The following is a 15,860-nucleotide window of genomic DNA, read 5'->3' on the forward strand; positions in this document are numbered from 1 at the left end:
GCGTAAATTCTAGGACAAACCTTAGAGCGAGAGTGTGAAAATTCCTGAAGCCGACCAGGTAATTAGAAACGTACCTGAAACCGTGCTGAAGTCGCTGCCGAAGTTGACCAGCAGGATGCAGTTCTTCCCGGTCAACGCGTTCGCGTAGATCAGGGCACCCTTCGCGGTGATCGTCGAAGACGTCCACTGCATGTTGTCGGCCGCCCATTTGATCGTCCGCGTCGGCGACTCCGACAGCGCGGTACCCGTGAGCGCCTGACCGCCGGCCGTGTAGCCGGCCCCGGACGCCTCACCCGAGGTGTACGGCGACGACGAGTACCCCGTATCGGTGCTGAAGTTCGGGGTGATCGAATTGGTATACAACGCGATCTTGTGGTTCTCGGCGTCGAAGTCGACCGCCAACTGGGTCGTGTCGAGGATGTCCGTCCACGTCGTCACGTACAGCCCACTCGCGGAGATCGCCATGGGTCAGCCTCCCGCCCTCACGCCGTCGGGGCGCACCGTCGCGCTGCCCGGCGTCCCGTCCGCCACCATCACCCCGGCGCCGGCCACGCCCTCACGGGCGTCGTTCAACGCCTGAGACGCCTCCCTGTGCGCCGCACGCGCCCTCCCGGCAGCCGCTGCGTCCCCGGACTCCAGGGCGGCCCTGTAGGCGTCCCTGGCCGCCAGAGCGGCGTCCGCCAGGTCCGCCAGCCCGTCATGAGCCTCAGCCAGCGCACGCAGCTGCTCCGCCTGCTCACGCGACCCCATCGCGCACCTCCCGCGTCCCGATGTCGCCCTGAATGCACGGGGCGTTGATCTTCACGTCTTGGCCCGTCGACACACCCTGGGATGCCGACCGCTCCCGCACCCGGTTGCCGAGCTCGTCCTGCCGCACCTGGTACCGCTCACCCGCGTGCGGGCCCTCGGCGAGCGTCCCCTCACCGACCACCCGCTCCGTGCGGGACCGGCCGCCTGGGTTGAACCCGACGTTCTTGCTTTTCAGCCATTCGCCGTACGGCCCATCACGCTGCGGGTCATATCCAGGCATGCGGAAACCGCCTCTCGTTCATGAGGAAGGGGTGGGGGTCAGCCGTAGGCGTTGAGCCGCATCGTCATGCGCTCGGTCAACATGTCCACATCCGCGGTCTCCTGAATCACGGTGTCGTTGAAGTTCACCGTCACCCCGCCACCGCTGTGGGTGGACACGTTCGACCCGCCGGTGGACCCCGCGATCATCGTGGAACTGGACGACTTGCCCGCGTACGGCTCCACGTAGCCCGCCGTCGCCACCGACTTCTTCGCCGCCGCCTTCGCGGCAGCCGCCACAGCGTTCCCCGCAGCCACGATGGTCGACTTGCTGGCAGTGCTGGACGAGGACGACCCCGACGACGAGGTGGAGGTGGACGTCTTGGCCTTGGCCAGGGCCGCCTCAAGGTTGGCGATCTGCTGCCGCAGCTGGGCGATCGTCTTCGCCATGCTCGCGGCCGTGCTCGACACCGTCGAGGACAGCTTCGTCGTGGTGTCCTTCACCACCACGGTCAAAGCCGCGGACGACTCCCCCACCGTCGTGGTCAGGGTCTTCGTCGAATCGCCCAGGTCCACGATGGTCGAGGTCACCGTGCCGGAACCGCCGAGCGTGGCCGTGAGCGCAGACGTAGCCTGCCCCAGCGACGCGGAGATCGCCGACGACGCCGCGGACACACCCGTGAGCACGCCCTGCGCCGGCACGAGTTGCATCCCGAAGTCGCTGGCGACCTGCGACAGCAGCTCCGTGGCCCGCTCCCTGTACCGGGCCTCGTACGGGATGAACGCCTCAGGAGCCCGTCCCTCGCCGTACAGGATCGTCGGCCGGGCCGCCACATTCGGCGGGGTCGACCGGACACCGCCGGCGGCGTACCGCTCGATCGCGCCGGACTCGTGCAGCGCCTTACCGGCCCCGGTCGAGGTCGAGTTGTCGCCCTTGGTGACCATCGTGATCGTGATGGTCTTGTTCTGCAGGCGCCCGATCTCCGTGCGGAGCTTGATGACCTCGTCCTTGGCGTGCATGAGCTGGTCCTTGGAGATGCCCGCGGACTCGCCCAGTTTGAAAATCGCGTCCCGGGCTTCCTTCGACTTCCCGGCCAGCTCGAACATCTTCGGCGCCGCAAGCAGGATCGCCAGCTTCTGCTTGTCGGTCGCCAACGCGGAATCGCCGGTCGCCTTCGCCAGGTCGGCCTGCTTGTCCGCGATCGTCTTCACATCAGTGATGTAGTCCGCGAACTTCTGCCGGGCCAGCACGATCGCGTCGCGCTGCTTGTCCGTCATCTTCGCGCTGAAGTCCAACTTGCCGCCGGCGGCGTCGACCGCCTGCTTGACGTCGTCGTACTTCTGCTTCAGCCCAGACAGGGCCGCCTGGATGTCGGTCTTCCCGGTGAAAATGTTCAGCGCCTGCTGGAAGTCGTCCAGCTTCTGCTTGGCCCCGCCGATCGCGTCGGCCGTGTCATCGGTCGGCTTCTTCGCGGACGCGACGGCGGAGGTGTATTCAGGGAACAGCGTCTTCAACTTGTCGACGGAGACCCCGGAGTCAGCGGCCATCTTGGCGAGGATGTCGAACATCTTCGCCGCCTGAGCGCCGTTGCCCGACTGGACGGCCGTGGCCAGGCCCTTATCGAGGTTCTGGATCCGTGTCAGTCCGGAATCGAGGTTCACCCCGAAGGTGTCGCTGAAGACCCCGTTGATCTGGCCGCCCAGCTTGGCGAAGGTGTTGTCGCTGGTGAGCCGGGAGGCGACGTCCCCGAAGTTCTCCCACTGGGACGGGTCGAGCGCCGACACCTTGCCGTTGATCTGGTTCAGCAGCTCCGGCGCGGGCTTCCCGCCATCGGCCACGGCCGCGATGTTCTGCGCCAGCGTGTGGATGTCGGGGTTGAGCCCGCTCAGCTTGTCCCGCAGACCCGTCGCGGCGCCGGCGATAGCCCCGATGCCGAGAGCGATGGCTCCGCCCTTCAGGGTGCCGCTCAGCCCCGAGAACCCGCCCGCGGCCTTCTCCGCTGCCCCGCCTGCTCCGGCAAGTCCCGGCTTGGCCTTCTCAGCGGCGTCGCCGGCCTTCTTGATGCCGAGGCCGAGGCCGCTCCACCACTCGGTGACGCCCTTGACCGTCTGCTGCAGCTTAACCGCCACGATGATCGCGGTGATGCCGCCGGCGATGGAGTACAGAACAGGCGGCGGCAGCTTGATCAGCACGTCGGCAAGGGCGAGCAGGACGGTGAGCTTGAGCCCCTGGCCGAGCTTCAAGGCGCCGAAGATCAGACCGACCCCGGTAGCCACCGCCTGGACCTGGTCCGGGCTCAGCTTCGCCAGGTGCTCGGAGATCCCGACGAGAAGATCCAGCACACCGGGCCCGATGTTGCCGCCGGCCTGGACGATCTTCCCGACCGCCGTAGCGATGTTGCCGATGATCTCGGCGACCTTGGGCGCGTTCGCCTTGACGGTGTCCATGAAGCCGTTGAAGCCCGGGTCGTTCTTCAGCTTCTGGCCCCAGTCGGCGAACTTCTCCGACCCCTTCTCAAAGGCGCCGATCGCGTCGTTCGCGTGCGGGAGGATCGCGTCGATGACGCCGGTCATGCCCTTGAACACGTTGCCCGCGATGTGGCCCAGGCCCTCGATCGCGTCGGGCATCTCGTGGTTCAGGTCCTTCAGGAAGGTGTCCCACCACGGCCCTTCGAGTGCCTTCTTCGCCTCGTCCTCAAGGGTGGAGAAGGACCCGGCGGCGGTCTTCACCAGAGGAGTGAAGTCCTTGAAGTGGGACTTCACGATGGCCATCCCCTTGGAAATCACGGGGAAGACGTCGCCCTCCAGGGACTGCTGCCACTTCTTGTAGCTGTCCTGGAAGCTCTTGATGTCCTTGGCGAGGTCCTTCTCCCGCTTGGACAGGTCGGCCATCTTGGACGCGGCCCCGCCAGCGGCGCCGCCAGCCTTGTCGAGGGCGGCCTTCTGCTGCAACCGCTCAACCTTGAGCTGCCGCTCGGCCATGATGGCGTCGCGCTGCGCGTCGCTGTACTTGCGCTGGGCGTCGAGGAGCCGCTCCTGCGCCTGGGCCACGCGGTCCTGCGCCTGGGCGACGTCCCGGGCCGCCTGCGTCTGCGCCTCGGCCACCCCGCGCTGGGCGTCGGCGATGGCCTGCTGGGAGTCGGCCACCTGCTGGTTAGCGGCGGCGAGCGCGTCCTGGGCGGACTTCACGCGGTCGCTGCCCTCGACACCCTTGGCGTCGGCCTCAGACTTGTCCTGCTGCAGCCGCTGAACCTCGGTGCCGAGCTCCTTGACCCGCTGCTGGGCTCGCTCGTAGGCGATGGTCGCCCGCTCGATGTCCGCGGCCGAGCTGTTCCGGTTGCCTTGTACGGCGTCCAGTTGCTTTTTGGCGTCGGCGAGGTCGAGGGCGGCCTGCCGCTGGTCGAGCTGGGTGTCCGCGAGGCGGTTGCCGAGGTCCTCAAGGTCCCGCGCGGCCTCGCGGCGGGCGTCGTTCAGCGCCTCCTGCGCGTCCTTCGAGGCGCGGACGGCGTCCGCGTACTGCCTTTCCGCGTCGGACACACGGCGTACGGCGTCAGCGACACGGGCGGCGCCCTCGGAGGCAGCCTGGGCCACGGCATCCTGCGCCCGCTTCACGTCCTGCTGCGCCTGAACAACGCCCCTGGAAGCGTCCTTGACGGCCTCATTGGCCCGCCGGACACGCTCCTGAGCCTGCGCAAGCTGCAGGGCCGACGCGGCGGCCTGAGCCTGCTTCTGGGCCAGGCTCTGCGTTGCCCCGCCCGCGCCACCCGCAGCCGTCTGCTGCTGCTTCAAGGCGTCATTCACGCGGCCCAGGGCAGGAATGGCGACGCCCGCGAAGCCGACGGCGCCGGCACCGGCAGCAGCGAACGCGCCCCCTAGGGAGGCGCCGATCGCGCCGATGGAGATGAGCGCCGGTGCGGCCACGAGGGCAGCCAGGGCAGCCCGCACACTCGCGATGGCGGTGAGCGCCGCCATGACATCGGCGCTCACGTTGACGTTCGCCGTCTGCCCGTCCAGGCGGGAGATCTCCGCGTCCACGGCGGCAAGCTCGGCCATCGCACCGGCGACGCCGGCCCGGACGTCGAAGCTGATGTCGCGGTCGTCGATCGCGGAGAGCTCTCGCTGGATCATGTGCATCTCGGCCAGCGCCGCGCCGGCGTCGATGTCGACGCCGACCTTCTTGTCCCGCAGAGTCTCAAGCTGCTTCCGCAGCTCCGCGATTTTCACCTCGGCGGGCGTGCTGTTGGCGTCCAGCTCGATCTTCGGCAGGCGCTTGAACGCGTTGTCCAGCTTCGCCCGGAAGCCGGAGGCGAACCCTGCGGTCTCGACGAACTTCCGGTTCAGATCGCCCAGGGCGCGCTGCGCGTCGTTCGCACCGGCCAGGAAGCCGGAGACCTTGAGAGTGAGCTTCGCCGACACGCTGCGCTCCGCCACGACCCGCCACCCCCGCCCGCTCTGTCGCCAAGTTGTGAGGTGGTGATCGTGAACCAGAGCAGAAGGGTGGGCGTCCTACGCGCGACTACACCCGCGCCGAAAAGAGGGACAGATGTCCGACCCCTACGGGCCACCTCAGGGCCGCCCATACGGCACCCCGCAGCAGTACCCGCCGCAAGGCGTCTACCCCCAGCACCCGCAGTACAGCAGCGCGCACCAGCAGCCCGGCATGTATGGACCGCCGCCGAAACCCCGCAACGGCGCCGGCGTCACCGCCCTCGTGCTCGGCGTCATCGCCTGCCTGTTCCTGCCGCTCGGGGTCTTCTTCGTGATCGGCTTCCTGATCGGCGTTCCGGCCCTGATCTTCGGAATCGTCGGCCTGGTCCGAGTCAAGAACGGCACCGCGACCAACCGGGGCGTCAGCATCGCCGGCACCGCCTTGGCCGCGGTAGCGATGGCAGGCGCGGTTGTCCTCGTGGTGATCGCGACGGCAAAGACGAACGCGCTGAACGACTGCGTGAATCGGGCCACCACCGCGGAACAGCAGATCGCCTGCTCGCTGCAGGGCTGAGGCTAGCTCTCCTGCTCGATCTCCCAGATCAGCGCGTCAGGCCGCTCGACCTTGCCGCGCTTCGCGTGCGCTTCCTGCTGCTTGAGCTTCTCATCGCACGCTTGGCAGCGGCGCGGGTGATCCACCTTGTAGGAGTGGACGGGTTCGCCGTCCTTCATCGCGGTCGTCTCAGTGAGCGACAGGTGACAGCCGGGGCACCGGTCAGCGTCCTCGGCCATCTTCGCCAGAGCCCACGCCACGTCCTCCGGCGTCCACCTCGGCTCCGAGGTGACGACCGCGCGAACCAGGCGGCCGGCCCTGTCGTACTCGACCTCGACGATCTGCGCGGGCTCGCGCCCGAGAAGCTGCGACCGGGGGATGCGGTACGCCGAAGCGACCGCCATCTCCTGGGCGTGTTCAGGGGATTCTCGGATGCGAGCCCTCAGCGAGGGATGTCGACGGTCCCGCGGTTGAGAAGCAGGCCCTGCCAGAACAGCAGGTCCCACTGCCCCTGCGTGAACACCGTGTCGACCAGTTCCTCCACCTGGGGAACGGTGAGGGCGGGGTCGACGAGGCAGGCCGCGACCAAGGCGACGGGGAAGGTCTCGCCGTTGTAGTCGAGGCCGTCGGCCTTGTCCTCCTCCCGGGGCGGCTTGGCCGCCTTCAAGTCGGAGAACTGCTTCTTCGACAGGGCCCGCATGGTGAAGGTCTGGGTGGAGTCCTGCATCTCCTCACGCAGGACGGCCATCTTCTCCTCCAGGGCCCGCAGCTCGTCGCTGGTCCCGGACAGGGTGCCGCCGCGCTTCTGCCGGTCCTTGAGGAGCTGCAGGTCCCGCTCCAACCCCTCGTACTCTGCCTGCAGGTCACCCCGCAGGCAGAGCGGGACGGCCTTGGTGGGGAGCTTGGCCTTGGCCTTGATCTCGTCGAACGTCGGCACTAGGCCACCGTGCTCTCAACGGAGTAGGTGCCCGACGCGTACAGGGTGAGCTCGACCTTCTCGTACGACTCCCGCTCGGGCGCCATGGGGCGGCGCTCGCCGCAGGTCACCGTGTACACCTCGACCTTCTGCGAGGTGGCGTAGCCGGTGGCGGCGGTGATGCCGCGGCGGACCACGAGGTAGCCGGCGGTGCCGCGGGTCATGACGGACCACATGCGGTCGGCCGAGGTGGTGGAGTCGCGGTAGTACGTGAGGGTGATCTTCGCCTTGGACCGGCCCGGGGACTCGAAGTCCTGCGTGCTCGCGAGGACGTTGCCGGCGATGGTGCCCTCGTCGAACTCGATCTTGAGTCCGTCGTCGGTGACGGTGTTCTCCAGCACCACGATGCCCGCGTCCGTGAGCTCGGCCACCGTCGGAGCCGAGATCGACGAGATCGCCGGGACGAACGTGGCCTTCGTGTTGCCGTCGGTGAGGCGCTTGGCCATGACCTACTCCTTGTCGTCCGAGGCAGGCCGAGCCGCCTTCGAGGTTGTGCGGGGTGTGGGGGTCTCAGGGGCGGGAGCCGCAGCCGGCGGCGACGGCTCCTCCTCGTAGTCGGGGATGTCGCGGTGGTCGAGGACCTCGCACCCCTTCCACGGGGCGTAGGCGAGCTGGTCCTCGTTGATCCAGTGCTCCGACTGGTAGACGTCCTTCACGAGCACCTGGCGGGCCATCAGAGGCGCACCACGTAGTAGGTGACCGACGTGGTGGACGACCAGGTGAGGGCGATCAGCTGGTCGGTGGGGTCGGCCCAGTCGCGCTGCAGCTTGAACCCGACCGTCGCGCCCGCGGCCACAGTCCGCTGCGGGTCGGGGTTGGCCTCCCCGTAGCTCGTGTTGCCGGGGACGGCGGCGGTGCATGTGATGGAGCTGCCACCACCGTTGGTGATGATCAGCGCCAGGTTGTCATCCGGGGTGATCTTGTCCCCGGACGCCGCGCTCCGCGAGGTCAGGGTGGCTCCGGCGGTCGTGATCGCCTGAGCGGTGTAGGTAGCCATGCGGGCTCTCCTCAGGGCATGAAAAAAGCCCGCACGGTGGCGGGCCCGTCAGGTGAATGGGTTAGGCGTCTGACCTGGTCAGGTACTGGGCGGTGGCGTACCACAGGCCGGTGGAGTCGTCGTCCCGCTGCACCGGTTGCGACCCCTCGCGGACGGTGGGCCACACCCGGCGCCCCGGCACGGTGACCGTGGTGCCGAGCACCGCGGCAGCGGCATGGTCCGCCGCCCACGCGGCCTGCTGGGCGGACTCCCCCACGGCCGTGATCTGGAACCGCAGCTCGTTCGGCGCCACGTTCGTGAGCGACCGGTGAAGCTGCGACTCCACCCCGCTGTCGGGGTAGACCACCACGTACGGCGTGTCCGGTGTGGGGCGGGGGGCTCCGGCCCAGTACACGCCCACCCCGTCGCCGAGCTGGGCTTGCAGCAGGGCGAGGATGGCTTCGACCAGGGGGCGGGACTCCAGCGGGGTTGTCATTGCAGGAAGCTCCGGGCGAGCTCGTCGATGGCGGCGTTGAAGCGGGGTTCGACGCTGACCGCCGCCCGGGTCATGTCCCAGTGCGGCGGCTGATTCACCGACCCGTACTCGAAGCCTCGGCCCATGCCGCCCTGCGGCAGTTCCGACTCGGGCCCGACTTCCCACTCCACCCCGTCGCGGATCGGGATCTGCTCCGCCGTGATCGTGCGGGGGTAGAGCTTGCCGTGCTTGCGGGCCGTGCTCCTCGCGTTGTCCCGCCACTCATTCCGCAGGTCCATCGCGTACCGCTTCACCAGCGGGTAAGCGCCCTCCGCGACTTTCCGTGAGTCGGCGCCGATCTCCGCGGCGAGCTTGAGGAGTTCCGACCCGTCGAGGTCGATGTCAGCCACGAGCACCCCCTATGACCGGTCCTCGACCGTGATCCGGCGGGCGGTGGACGTGCCGTTGAATCCGACGTCCACGACTTCCAGGTGCCGGCCGAGCACCCACTGGTCGTCGGATGCGGTGACGGTGACCCGGTCCTCCCGCCGCACCTCGGGTGCGGCGTCCCAGGGGAGGCGGATCTCGTACTTGTGCAGGGTGGCCTCGCCCTCACCGAACTGGACGTCGTTGCCGGCGGCGGTGGCCTTGACTCGGCAGGGCCCGGTGTACACGGGCGCCCAGGTGGCGGTGTTCTTCCCCGTGGTGGGGTCGAACGAGGTCCCTGACTTGCGTTCGATGGTGCAGGTGTCCCGCATCAGGGCGAGCGCTTCGCGCCGCCCGTCCGCCAGGGCCTGCTCCAGCACCCGGTCCGTCATGACAGGACCGCCGACCTGGCCGGCCGCCGGTAAGCCGCCAGGGCGTCCCGGTTCTGCTGGGTGAGGGTGGTGCCGAGGGTTTCGTTGGCGTAGGTGCGGGTGTAGTCGTCGATCGTGACCGTCCGCAGCCCCATGGTGTTGGTCATCGACCGGGCCGCCACGTCCAGCACCACACCGACGATGTCGTCGGGGATGCTTGCGTACCCGTGGGAGTAGGTGACCTGGACGCGGTCGGTCCACCACCCGCAGTACCGTGTCAGCTCATCCGCCAGGCGGGTGAAGGTGACGTTGTCCACGGCGAGCAGGTTCGGGTACCCGACCCCGCCGAGCTCGGTCACCGTCAGCGGGTGGTCGGCATCGACGACCACGGGGCGTTGCGGCAGGTACAGCACCCGCCGCCCCCCAGCCAGCGTGACCGTGTCGTCCTTGACCAGGCTGATCTGCTGCCCCGTCCACCGCCGCACCATCCCCGACGCCAGCCGCAGAGCCAGCTCCGCCTGCGCGGCCGGCACCGACTGCCCGGTGTAGGCGTCGAGGTTCGCCGGTGTGGCGAGCGGAGGACCATCCATGAACCCCACACCGGCCTCCTCTCATCAGCGGGTCAGCGGCGGGACAGGGTGACGCGGACGAACCCGCCCGGGTCGGTGATGCCCGTGCCGTTGTGCACGCTGCGCCACTGCAGGACGTCCCCGGCGGCCAGGTCGAGGTTCGCGGACGTGCCCGACAGGGTGACCGCGGTCTCGTCGTAGGCGGCGGCGTTGGTGCCGTTGCTGAACGTCAGGCTGGCCACGGACGTGGTGCCGGACCCGGACTGGCCCTTGTTCACCAGGGAGATGGTCCGGTTGTTCGTCGCAGCGCCGGTGACGGCCGACGAGGGGACGTACGTCACCGAGGTGACGGTGCTGTCGAACGGCGCGACGAACGCCGCGGTGTCCTGGTCGTTGCCCGCGGTGCCGACGGCCGGCACCGGGACCTCGATGTTTCTCACAAAGGGAGCGGTGTCCACCATTGGTGTGATCCTGTTCTCTCGGTCAGGGGATGTCGATGCGGGCGACCGGGTACCGGCTGGCCTCGACGGGCTGGTCGTTGTTGATGGTGTTCGCGACCTGCCAGCCCACCCGGAAGGTGAGGCGGATCGCGGTCATGTCCTGCTGGGCCAGGTTGTAGACGATGGCGCCGGTGTTGTCCTGGATGACCGCCTCGGTGAGGATCTTCATCGTGATGTCCTGCCGGACACCGACGACGAACTGCGACCAGTCACCCGCGAACAGGCGCGGCGAGCCCGACCCGGTGGCGAACATGCCCCGCATGGGGTACACGATCGGGTAGCCGTCGATCGTCATGAGGTTGCCCGCTACGCGCGACTCGTCCAGCTTGCGGCCCTGGCTGTCGCGGGCCTTGCGGAGCTTGGACTTGACCGCTGTGGAACCGACGAAGCCGTTGACCTCGTACCCGTCGGCCTCGACCTTCTCGTAGGCGTCGTCGATGGACCCGAAGAACGCGCCCGAGGTGGCGGTGGACGACTCGGTGACGTTGTTGCCCGCCGAGGTGGCGGCGGACGCGATGTTCGTCGGCCAGCTACTCGGGGCGTTGGTGCCGAAGAACACCGCCGCGTCCAGGGTGCGGCCGAACGCCTCCGTGAGGAGCGGCATGGCCTCGTCCCAGATGTTGGCGTCCACGTCGGCCAGGACGTTGTCCGGGACCGGCATGATCGTCGCGATCTCCTCGATGTTCAGGTACTTGTTCGCCCAGGACATCTCGGTCGTCTGCTTCAGACCGGTGTCACCGGACACGAAGTACGCGGTCGGCAGGGCCGACAGGACCGGCAGGCGCAGCTGCGCCCGCCCGACGGGGATGCGCTTGAACAGCTGCAGCACCGCGCTGGTCTCGGTCGCCTTGCCGAGCATGGCGTTGGAGACCTCTTCGGGGATCAGCGCCGCGGAGTCGGTCCGGTTGGTCAGGGAGTTGTACGGCACGGGTTACCTCCTGTGTGTGGGATCCGCAGCCCCGCGCCGTGCCGGGTGCGGCCTCAGGATCAGCCCAGTCCCGCGCTCTGGCGGATGAGCTGGTTCATGTCTGTGGTGGTGGCGGTCCTGCGGGGGCCGCCGTTGAACGGCGGAGTCGTCTCCGCCGGCGCGACCGAGGCGAGCCTCGCCACAGCCGCTTTGATCGCCTTGGAGTCCGGTTCGCCGTCCTCCGTCAGAAACTTCGCGAGGTTCAGGTCTTCGAGCACGGCGTCGAGGTCCTTGACCTTGCCGGCCGCCTCCGCCTTGAACTCGGCCTTCACCAGGCGCTGCCCCACGGTGGACAGAACCTCCGTGCGCCCTTGCGTGGCGCCCTCTTCGCGGGCCTTTGCCACAGCCCGCTCCAACTCGGTCTGCTGGGCCGCCTGCAGTTCGTCGAACTTGTCGGCCTTGGCCTTCACGTCCCGGTAGTTGGCGTACTTCTTCCGCTCGCGAGACAGCCGCTCTTCGACGATCCGGTCGACGTCGGCCTGGCTGAGCAAGCCGCCCTGCTCAGGACTCGCCTCTGCGGTTTCGGGCGTGCTGGTTTCGGGTGCGTTCTCTGACATGGTGATTCTCCGTAAGCCCGTCGGCACTGCACCGGCCTTGAGCGCGGCCGTAGCGCACCCCCGGCCATGCGGCCGGGGAAGTCTCAGATGATGTAGCCGAACCTTTTGAGCAGGCGGATGGCCTCCTCGCGGTCCCCTGCGGCGTCCTCCAGGATCTGCTCCGGCATCAGCCGCACCGGCGACTTGCGCCGCCCGGTGGAGCCCATCCGTTTACCGGCCACGCCCCTGCGGGTGGTGCCCTCCGTGGTGACCTTCCGCCCCTCCAGGGTGGTCGTCATGCCGCGGCGGGCGTTGACGACCTGCCCGAGGTCGGCGCCGAGCCGGATCGACTCCGCCCCGGCCTTGCCGAACACCCGGTCCTGCTCGCGGGAGGGCATCGACTCGAACAGCTCCGCGGGGCTGCGCGGCTCGGGCCCTTCACCGCCGACGCGGGGCACCATCGTGCAATCGCAGTTCGGGTGCCTAAGGAACCCCGTCGACCAGGAGTATTCGCGGCCGGCGAGGATGATGCACCGCGAGCAGGCCGGGAGGCTGACGTGCCGCACGTATGTGGTGAACGACCGGTTCGCGGTCGTGGCCACGCTCACGGCGGACCGTCCAGCGTCCGCGACCTGGGTCTCGATGATCCGTGTCAGCGACGACAGCCCGGTCACCATGGCGGCCTGTTCGTCCGCCCCGGCCCCGAGCGCCGCCAGCGACCGCAGCGCGGGCTGCACCAGCAGCGACTGCAGCTGCCGGCCGTCGGAGGCGACACCGGAGAACAGGCGCGGCACCAGCCGCAGCCGGGACCGGCGCCCGCCCTGCTGCGCCGCAAGCAGGTCGACGTACGGCTGCGCGAGCGTGGCCGCCTTGACCTGGCCACCGATCAGCAAACGCAGCAGGTCGTTCAGCAGGGCCAGCCACGACGGCACGATCGCTTTGGGCTTGACCTGCCGCCACAGCTCCTGCCCCTGCTGGGCGGTGTCGCGGACGATGGCCTGCTGCCGCCGGTAGTGCTCCGCGGCAAGTTCCTGGACAGGCATGGCCTACCCCGCGGCCGGCGGCCCCGCGGGGGGCGGCTGCTGGTCGTTCGGCCCCGCGTCCGGCTTGGGACCAGTGAGGGCGGCCAGGTCCCCGCCGAGAAGGCGCGAGGCGGCGTCCTGCTCCCGCTGGTCCCGGATCTCCCGCCACCGCTTGATCTCCTGCGGCGACGCCCCCCACCGCTCCCACAGCGCCTCATCCGGAACACCGAGCGTCTTCATCTTGGTCAGCGCATCCACCAGCTCGCCCTCGGTGCGGAACTCGGGGTTCTTCCACACCACCTCGGTGGAGTAGTCCACGGGGCGGGCGTCGCCGGCCGCCTTCAGGTACAGGCGGGTCGTGTCCTCGATCGCCTCACCGAGGTACAGCATGTGGTCCCGCACCTTGGAGATCAGGCCCGCCTCCGCCGCCTTCAGCGCCTCCGCGGACAGGTTGACCATGTCGCCGAGCAGGTAGTGCGGCGGAGTCGCGGTGATCGCGGCGATGTCCTTGATGTCGTCCCGCATCGCCGACAGGTACGGCGTCAGGTCAGTGGCGTTGAAGTCGCCGAACCGCGACGCGGGATCCTCCGACAGGAACAGCCGATCCACCGCCGCCTTGTACGGCTCGACCGCCTGACCCGTCTCCGGATCGCTGGGGATCTCGATGCCCGTGGCCCACTTCTGCCGGAACGCCCCGTACTCCTGGGCCATCAGCCGGTCGGCCAGCGTCTTGTTGATGCGGTCCTGGATGTCGACCACACCGGCGATCTCCGACGTGCCGGGCTCCAGCATCTGCGGCCGGTTCGCGTACTCGACCAGCGGGACCTCACCCAGCGGGTTCGGGCCATCCTCGCCCGCCTCCCACCGGATCTCCTGCTGCCCCTGGCTGTACTTCGCCTGGAAAGGGTAGATGCGGTCCGGCAGCATCAGCGTGGCCACGATATTGCCCGTCCAGTCATCGAGGAAGCACTTCAGCCCGGCCGCCTTCTTCCTACGGGACCCCGGCTGGTACTCCACGATCGCCTGCGAGGGATGCTCCGGCGTCACCAGCGGCATCGCCGGGTCATCCTTGTTCGGCTCGACCAGCATGTACGCCGTCCCCAGCTTCACCGACTCCGAAAACACCAGGCGGGAGTCCGCGTCGAGGCGGTTGGCCTGCCAGATCTCCCACACCCGGTCATCCGGCTCATCCTCCGCCGACGACATGCGGATGCCCATCACCTGCAGCCGACCCACCACCGCGTCGACCACGAGCTGCATGTAGTTCGCCCGCGCCATGCGCAGCAGCCGCCGGAACTCACCCCGGGCCTTCTCCGGCAGGAACGGCAGCGGGTGCTCCCCGCAGTAGTAGTCCTGCAGGACGTCCAACGGCTCCTGCCGGTCGGCCAGTTGCTTGTGCAGGCGCCGCACCCACCAGTCAGGGGACAGGGGCTCGTACTGGGTCGCCACGAAACCCCCTCACCTGGTCAAAAGCCCATCGCGCGATAGGTGCGCTTCTTGCCCCACCCGGCGGCGACGGCGTCCGCTCGCGCCTCGTACGCGAGGGCTGCGGCCACCACAGAGTCGATCTTCCGGGGGGATGATTCGTGTTCCTTGCGGACCAGCCGGTGCGCGCCCTTACGCCGCACGTAGGCGTTGCCCACATGCTCAGCGACCACCGGGTCACCGTCGTGGAACACCGTGCCGGCCACCACGTCCGTGCGGAGCCGGTCCAACGCAGCAGCCATCTGCACATCGCGCCGGGTTTCCCACGCCAGCACCCGCTCCGCCCCGAGGTCCTCAGCGAGCTTGTCGACGTCGCTGCGCCACTCGTGGGGGTCCGCGTACAGGCGGGTCACCTCGTACCGGGAGAACGCCTCACGGACCGCTTCCAGGACGTCCCCGCGGGGCACCTCCCACCACGTCCCCTCCGGGCCGTTCGGCTTGGCCCAGATCCCGATCGGGAACAGGAACCCATCCGACATGCGGGACGCCATCAGCACGGTGGCGTCGTCCCGCAGCGACCCGTCGAACCCCAGCGCGATCGCCGTGCCCGGCGCCACCACCTCGGTGCGGGCCTGCCGCTCCCACACATCCCCCGCCAGCCAGGCGTCCTGCCCGGAGATGGCGCGGTTCAGGTAGTAGCGGGCGGCGGTCGCGTCGTCCGGGCACGAGCGGGGGTCCCGCATCTCGCGGTAGATCCGGTCCAGGTCCATCCAATCGGCGGCCGAACCGTACACGTGCCGCAGCTGCGCGAGCGTGTGGTGCTCGTCGTCGAGGTCGATGCGGCCCTTCGCCTCCCGGTGATCCACGTATACCGTGGACGACAGGTCGCCCTTCCGCCACGCGGTGAGGGTTTCCTCGGCGATCGACTGCTCCCCCGGCCGGTACGCGGTGGTGGTCTGCAGCATCCACGGCTCGGCGAGCTTCCTTTTGCCCAGGTTGCGGCGCACCGTGCCGTACATCGCCTTGAGCTCGCGCAGCACGTACAGGTGCGTCTCGTCCGGGACGACGAACGTCTCTTTCCCACCGTCCTTCGAGGCCGACCCCGCGGTGCAGGCCCTGATCTCCCCGCCGTGCGGCAGGTACAGGGCGGTCGCCGACTGGTACTGCCGGATGCCCGACACCCCGCCGAACACCTCAGGGTGAGCGTCCGGGCCCCAGGTGCCCGCGATGAACGCGATGTTCTCGAAGGTGTTTCCCGCCTGGGACTCTTCCGTGGCCAGGCACTTGATCAGCGGCGACCGGACCGGCCGGCCAACAGGCTGACCGTCGGCGTCCCACCCGTCGAACCTGACCGGGCCGAACCCTTCAGCCACCCCGACGAACCCCGCGAGCTCCGACTTCGCTCGGCCCTTCGGCCGGGACAGCACCGCCTCGTCATACACCCGCCGGCCAGTCGCCGGGTCGATCCGGTACGCCTCTACCAGGAAGGCCAGCCACTCGTCGTCCAGGTCGATCGGCTCGCCCTGCACATCCCCTGGGCCGTGGCAGCAGTACGCGGTGATCCAGTCGGCGACCTCGTACCCGAGTGAGCAGACGTGGCCGGGGAACAGCGGGCCTGCCCACCCCAT

Annotated in this window: 19 protein-coding genes; 1 reads left to right on the forward strand and 18 read right to left on the reverse strand. The window is 68.9% G+C overall.

Annotation, left to right across the window (positions count from 1 at the left end):
• Positions 1 to 21 precede the first annotated feature (21 nt).
• The 3 genes from MPTA5024_RS10480 to MPTA5024_RS10495 all read right to left on the reverse strand — a co-directional run bounded on the left by MPTA5024_RS10480 (position 22) and on the right by MPTA5024_RS10495 (position 5,439).
• A complete protein-coding gene (locus tag MPTA5024_RS10480) occupies positions 22 to 465 on the reverse strand; it encodes a hypothetical protein (RefSeq protein ID WP_051457905.1) in 444 nt (147 codons plus the stop codon).
• A 271-nt stretch (positions 466 to 736) separates the two neighbouring features.
• Complete coding sequence (locus MPTA5024_RS10490; RefSeq protein ID WP_157099359.1) at positions 737 to 1,030, reverse strand: hypothetical protein; 294 nt, start codon at positions 1,028 to 1,030, stop codon at positions 737 to 739.
• A gap of 38 nt (positions 1,031 to 1,068) precedes the next feature.
• On the reverse strand, positions 1,069 to 5,439 hold the full coding sequence (locus tag MPTA5024_RS10495; RefSeq protein WP_157099360.1) for a hypothetical protein: 4,371 nt from the start codon (positions 5,437 to 5,439) through the stop codon (positions 1,069 to 1,071).
• 112 nt (positions 5,440 to 5,551) lie between these two features.
• Here MPTA5024_RS10495 and MPTA5024_RS10500 point away from each other — a divergent pair, with 112 nt between their 5' ends.
• Positions 5,552 to 6,010, forward strand: a complete 459-nt coding sequence (locus MPTA5024_RS10500; protein WP_051457906.1) for a DUF4190 domain-containing protein — start codon at positions 5,552 to 5,554, stop codon at positions 6,008 to 6,010.
• A gap of 2 nt (positions 6,011 to 6,012) precedes the next feature.
• On the opposite strand, the gene MPTA5024_RS10505 is transcribed toward MPTA5024_RS10500, so the two are convergent.
• The 15 genes from MPTA5024_RS10505 to MPTA5024_RS10575 form a co-directional block, all read right to left on the reverse strand.
• Positions 6,013 to 6,393, reverse strand: a complete 381-nt coding sequence (locus MPTA5024_RS10505) for a hypothetical protein (RefSeq protein ID WP_036322059.1) — start codon at positions 6,391 to 6,393, stop codon at positions 6,013 to 6,015.
• A 38-nt stretch (positions 6,394 to 6,431) separates the two neighbouring features.
• A complete protein-coding gene (locus MPTA5024_RS10510; RefSeq protein ID WP_036322061.1) occupies positions 6,432 to 6,926 on the reverse strand; it encodes a hypothetical protein in 495 nt (164 codons plus the stop codon).
• Positions 6,926 to 7,411, reverse strand: coding sequence for a phage tail tube protein (locus tag MPTA5024_RS10515; protein WP_051457907.1), 486 nt, complete (start codon positions 7,409 to 7,411; stop codon positions 6,926 to 6,928). The genes MPTA5024_RS10510 and MPTA5024_RS10515 overlap by 1 nt, the downstream gene beginning before the upstream one ends.
• 3 nt (positions 7,412 to 7,414) lie before the next feature.
• Positions 7,415 to 7,639, reverse strand: coding sequence for a hypothetical protein (locus MPTA5024_RS10520; RefSeq protein WP_036322062.1), 225 nt, complete (start codon positions 7,637 to 7,639; stop codon positions 7,415 to 7,417).
• Entirely contained in the window at positions 7,639 to 7,962 is a 324-nt protein-coding gene (locus MPTA5024_RS10525) for a hypothetical protein (protein ID WP_036322063.1), read from the reverse strand. The genes MPTA5024_RS10520 and MPTA5024_RS10525 overlap by 1 nt, the downstream gene beginning before the upstream one ends.
• Positions 7,963 to 8,023: 61 nt before the next feature.
• A complete protein-coding gene (locus MPTA5024_RS10530; RefSeq protein WP_036322066.1) occupies positions 8,024 to 8,437 on the reverse strand; it encodes a hypothetical protein in 414 nt (137 codons plus the stop codon).
• A complete protein-coding gene (locus MPTA5024_RS10535; protein ID WP_157099361.1) occupies positions 8,434 to 8,826 on the reverse strand; it encodes a hypothetical protein in 393 nt (130 codons plus the stop codon). Before MPTA5024_RS10535 ends, MPTA5024_RS10530 begins: the two co-directional genes overlap by 4 nt.
• A 9-nt stretch (positions 8,827 to 8,835) precedes the next feature.
• Entirely contained in the window at positions 8,836 to 9,234 is a 399-nt protein-coding gene (locus MPTA5024_RS10540) for a DUF6093 family protein (protein ID WP_036322071.1), read from the reverse strand.
• A complete protein-coding gene (locus MPTA5024_RS10545) occupies positions 9,231 to 9,812 on the reverse strand; it encodes a hypothetical protein (protein WP_051457908.1) in 582 nt (193 codons plus the stop codon). Before MPTA5024_RS10545 ends, MPTA5024_RS10540 begins: the two co-directional genes overlap by 4 nt.
• Positions 9,813 to 9,835: 23 nt before the next feature.
• On the reverse strand, positions 9,836 to 10,222 hold the full coding sequence (locus MPTA5024_RS10550; RefSeq protein ID WP_157099362.1) for a hypothetical protein: 387 nt from the start codon (positions 10,220 to 10,222) through the stop codon (positions 9,836 to 9,838).
• A gap of 43 nt (positions 10,223 to 10,265) precedes the next feature.
• Positions 10,266 to 11,210: a phage major capsid protein gene (locus MPTA5024_RS10555; protein WP_051457909.1), complete on the reverse strand. Its 945-nt coding sequence runs from the start codon at positions 11,208 to 11,210 to the stop codon at positions 10,266 to 10,268.
• Positions 11,211 to 11,269: 59 nt separating this feature from the next.
• Positions 11,270 to 11,806 carry a hypothetical protein gene (locus MPTA5024_RS10560; RefSeq protein WP_157099363.1) on the reverse strand — a complete coding sequence of 179 codons (537 nt, stop codon included), beginning with the start codon at positions 11,804 to 11,806 and terminating at the stop codon, positions 11,270 to 11,272.
• Between the two features lie 83 nt (positions 11,807 to 11,889).
• Positions 11,890 to 12,828 (reverse strand): VG15 protein, encoded by a 939-nt coding sequence (locus tag MPTA5024_RS10565; RefSeq protein ID WP_036322075.1) that lies wholly within the window; start codon positions 12,826 to 12,828, stop codon positions 11,890 to 11,892.
• Positions 12,829 to 12,831: 3 nt separating this feature from the next.
• Positions 12,832 to 14,256, reverse strand: a complete 1,425-nt coding sequence (locus MPTA5024_RS10570) for a phage portal protein (RefSeq protein ID WP_051457911.1) — start codon at positions 14,254 to 14,256, stop codon at positions 12,832 to 12,834.
• 17 nt (positions 14,257 to 14,273) lie between these two features.
• Positions 14,274 to 15,860 (reverse strand): hypothetical protein, encoded by a 1,587-nt coding sequence (locus MPTA5024_RS10575; RefSeq protein WP_036322077.1) that lies wholly within the window; start codon positions 15,858 to 15,860, stop codon positions 14,274 to 14,276.

This window comes from Microbispora sp. ATCC PTA-5024 (assembly GCF_000511135.2).
In the GTDB taxonomy this organism is placed as follows: domain Bacteria; phylum Actinomycetota; class Actinomycetes; order Streptosporangiales; family Streptosporangiaceae; genus Microbispora; species Microbispora corallina.

What these genes read in the sequence shown, in the direction of transcription:
- MPTA5024_RS10530 (WP_036322066.1), bottom strand. Translation starts at nt 8,437, where the DNA reads ATGACAACCCCGCTGGAGTCCCGCCCCCTGGTCGAAGCCATCCTCGCC.
- MPTA5024_RS10490 (WP_157099359.1), bottom strand. Translation starts at nt 1,030, where the DNA reads ATGCCTGGATATGACCCGCAGCGTGATGGGCCGTACGGCGAATGGCTG.
- MPTA5024_RS10565 (WP_036322075.1), bottom strand. Translation starts at nt 12,828, where the DNA reads ATGCCTGTCCAGGAACTTGCCGCGGAGCACTACCGGCGGCAGCAGGCC.
- MPTA5024_RS10480 (WP_051457905.1), bottom strand. Translation starts at nt 465, where the DNA reads ATGGCGATCTCCGCGAGTGGGCTGTACGTGACGACGTGGACGGACATC.
- MPTA5024_RS10525 (WP_036322063.1), bottom strand. Translation starts at nt 7,962, where the DNA reads ATGGCTACCTACACCGCTCAGGCGATCACGACCGCCGGAGCCACCCTG.
- MPTA5024_RS10540 (WP_036322071.1), bottom strand. Translation starts at nt 9,234, where the DNA reads ATGACGGACCGGGTGCTGGAGCAGGCCCTGGCGGACGGGCGGCGCGAA.
- MPTA5024_RS10560 (WP_157099363.1), bottom strand. Translation starts at nt 11,806, where the DNA reads ATGTCAGAGAACGCACCCGAAACCAGCACGCCCGAAACCGCAGAGGCG.
- MPTA5024_RS10520 (WP_036322062.1), bottom strand. Translation starts at nt 7,639, where the DNA reads ATGGCCCGCCAGGTGCTCGTGAAGGACGTCTACCAGTCGGAGCACTGG.
- MPTA5024_RS10575 (WP_036322077.1), bottom strand. Translation starts at nt 15,860, where the DNA reads ATGGGGTGGGCAGGCCCGCTGTTCCCCGGCCACGTCTGCTCACTCGGG.
- MPTA5024_RS10500 (WP_051457906.1), top strand. Translation starts at nt 5,552, where the DNA reads ATGTCCGACCCCTACGGGCCACCTCAGGGCCGCCCATACGGCACCCCG.
- MPTA5024_RS10505 (WP_036322059.1), bottom strand. Translation starts at nt 6,393, where the DNA reads ATGGCGGTCGCTTCGGCGTACCGCATCCCCCGGTCGCAGCTTCTCGGG.
- MPTA5024_RS10515 (WP_051457907.1), bottom strand. Translation starts at nt 7,411, where the DNA reads ATGGCCAAGCGCCTCACCGACGGCAACACGAAGGCCACGTTCGTCCCG.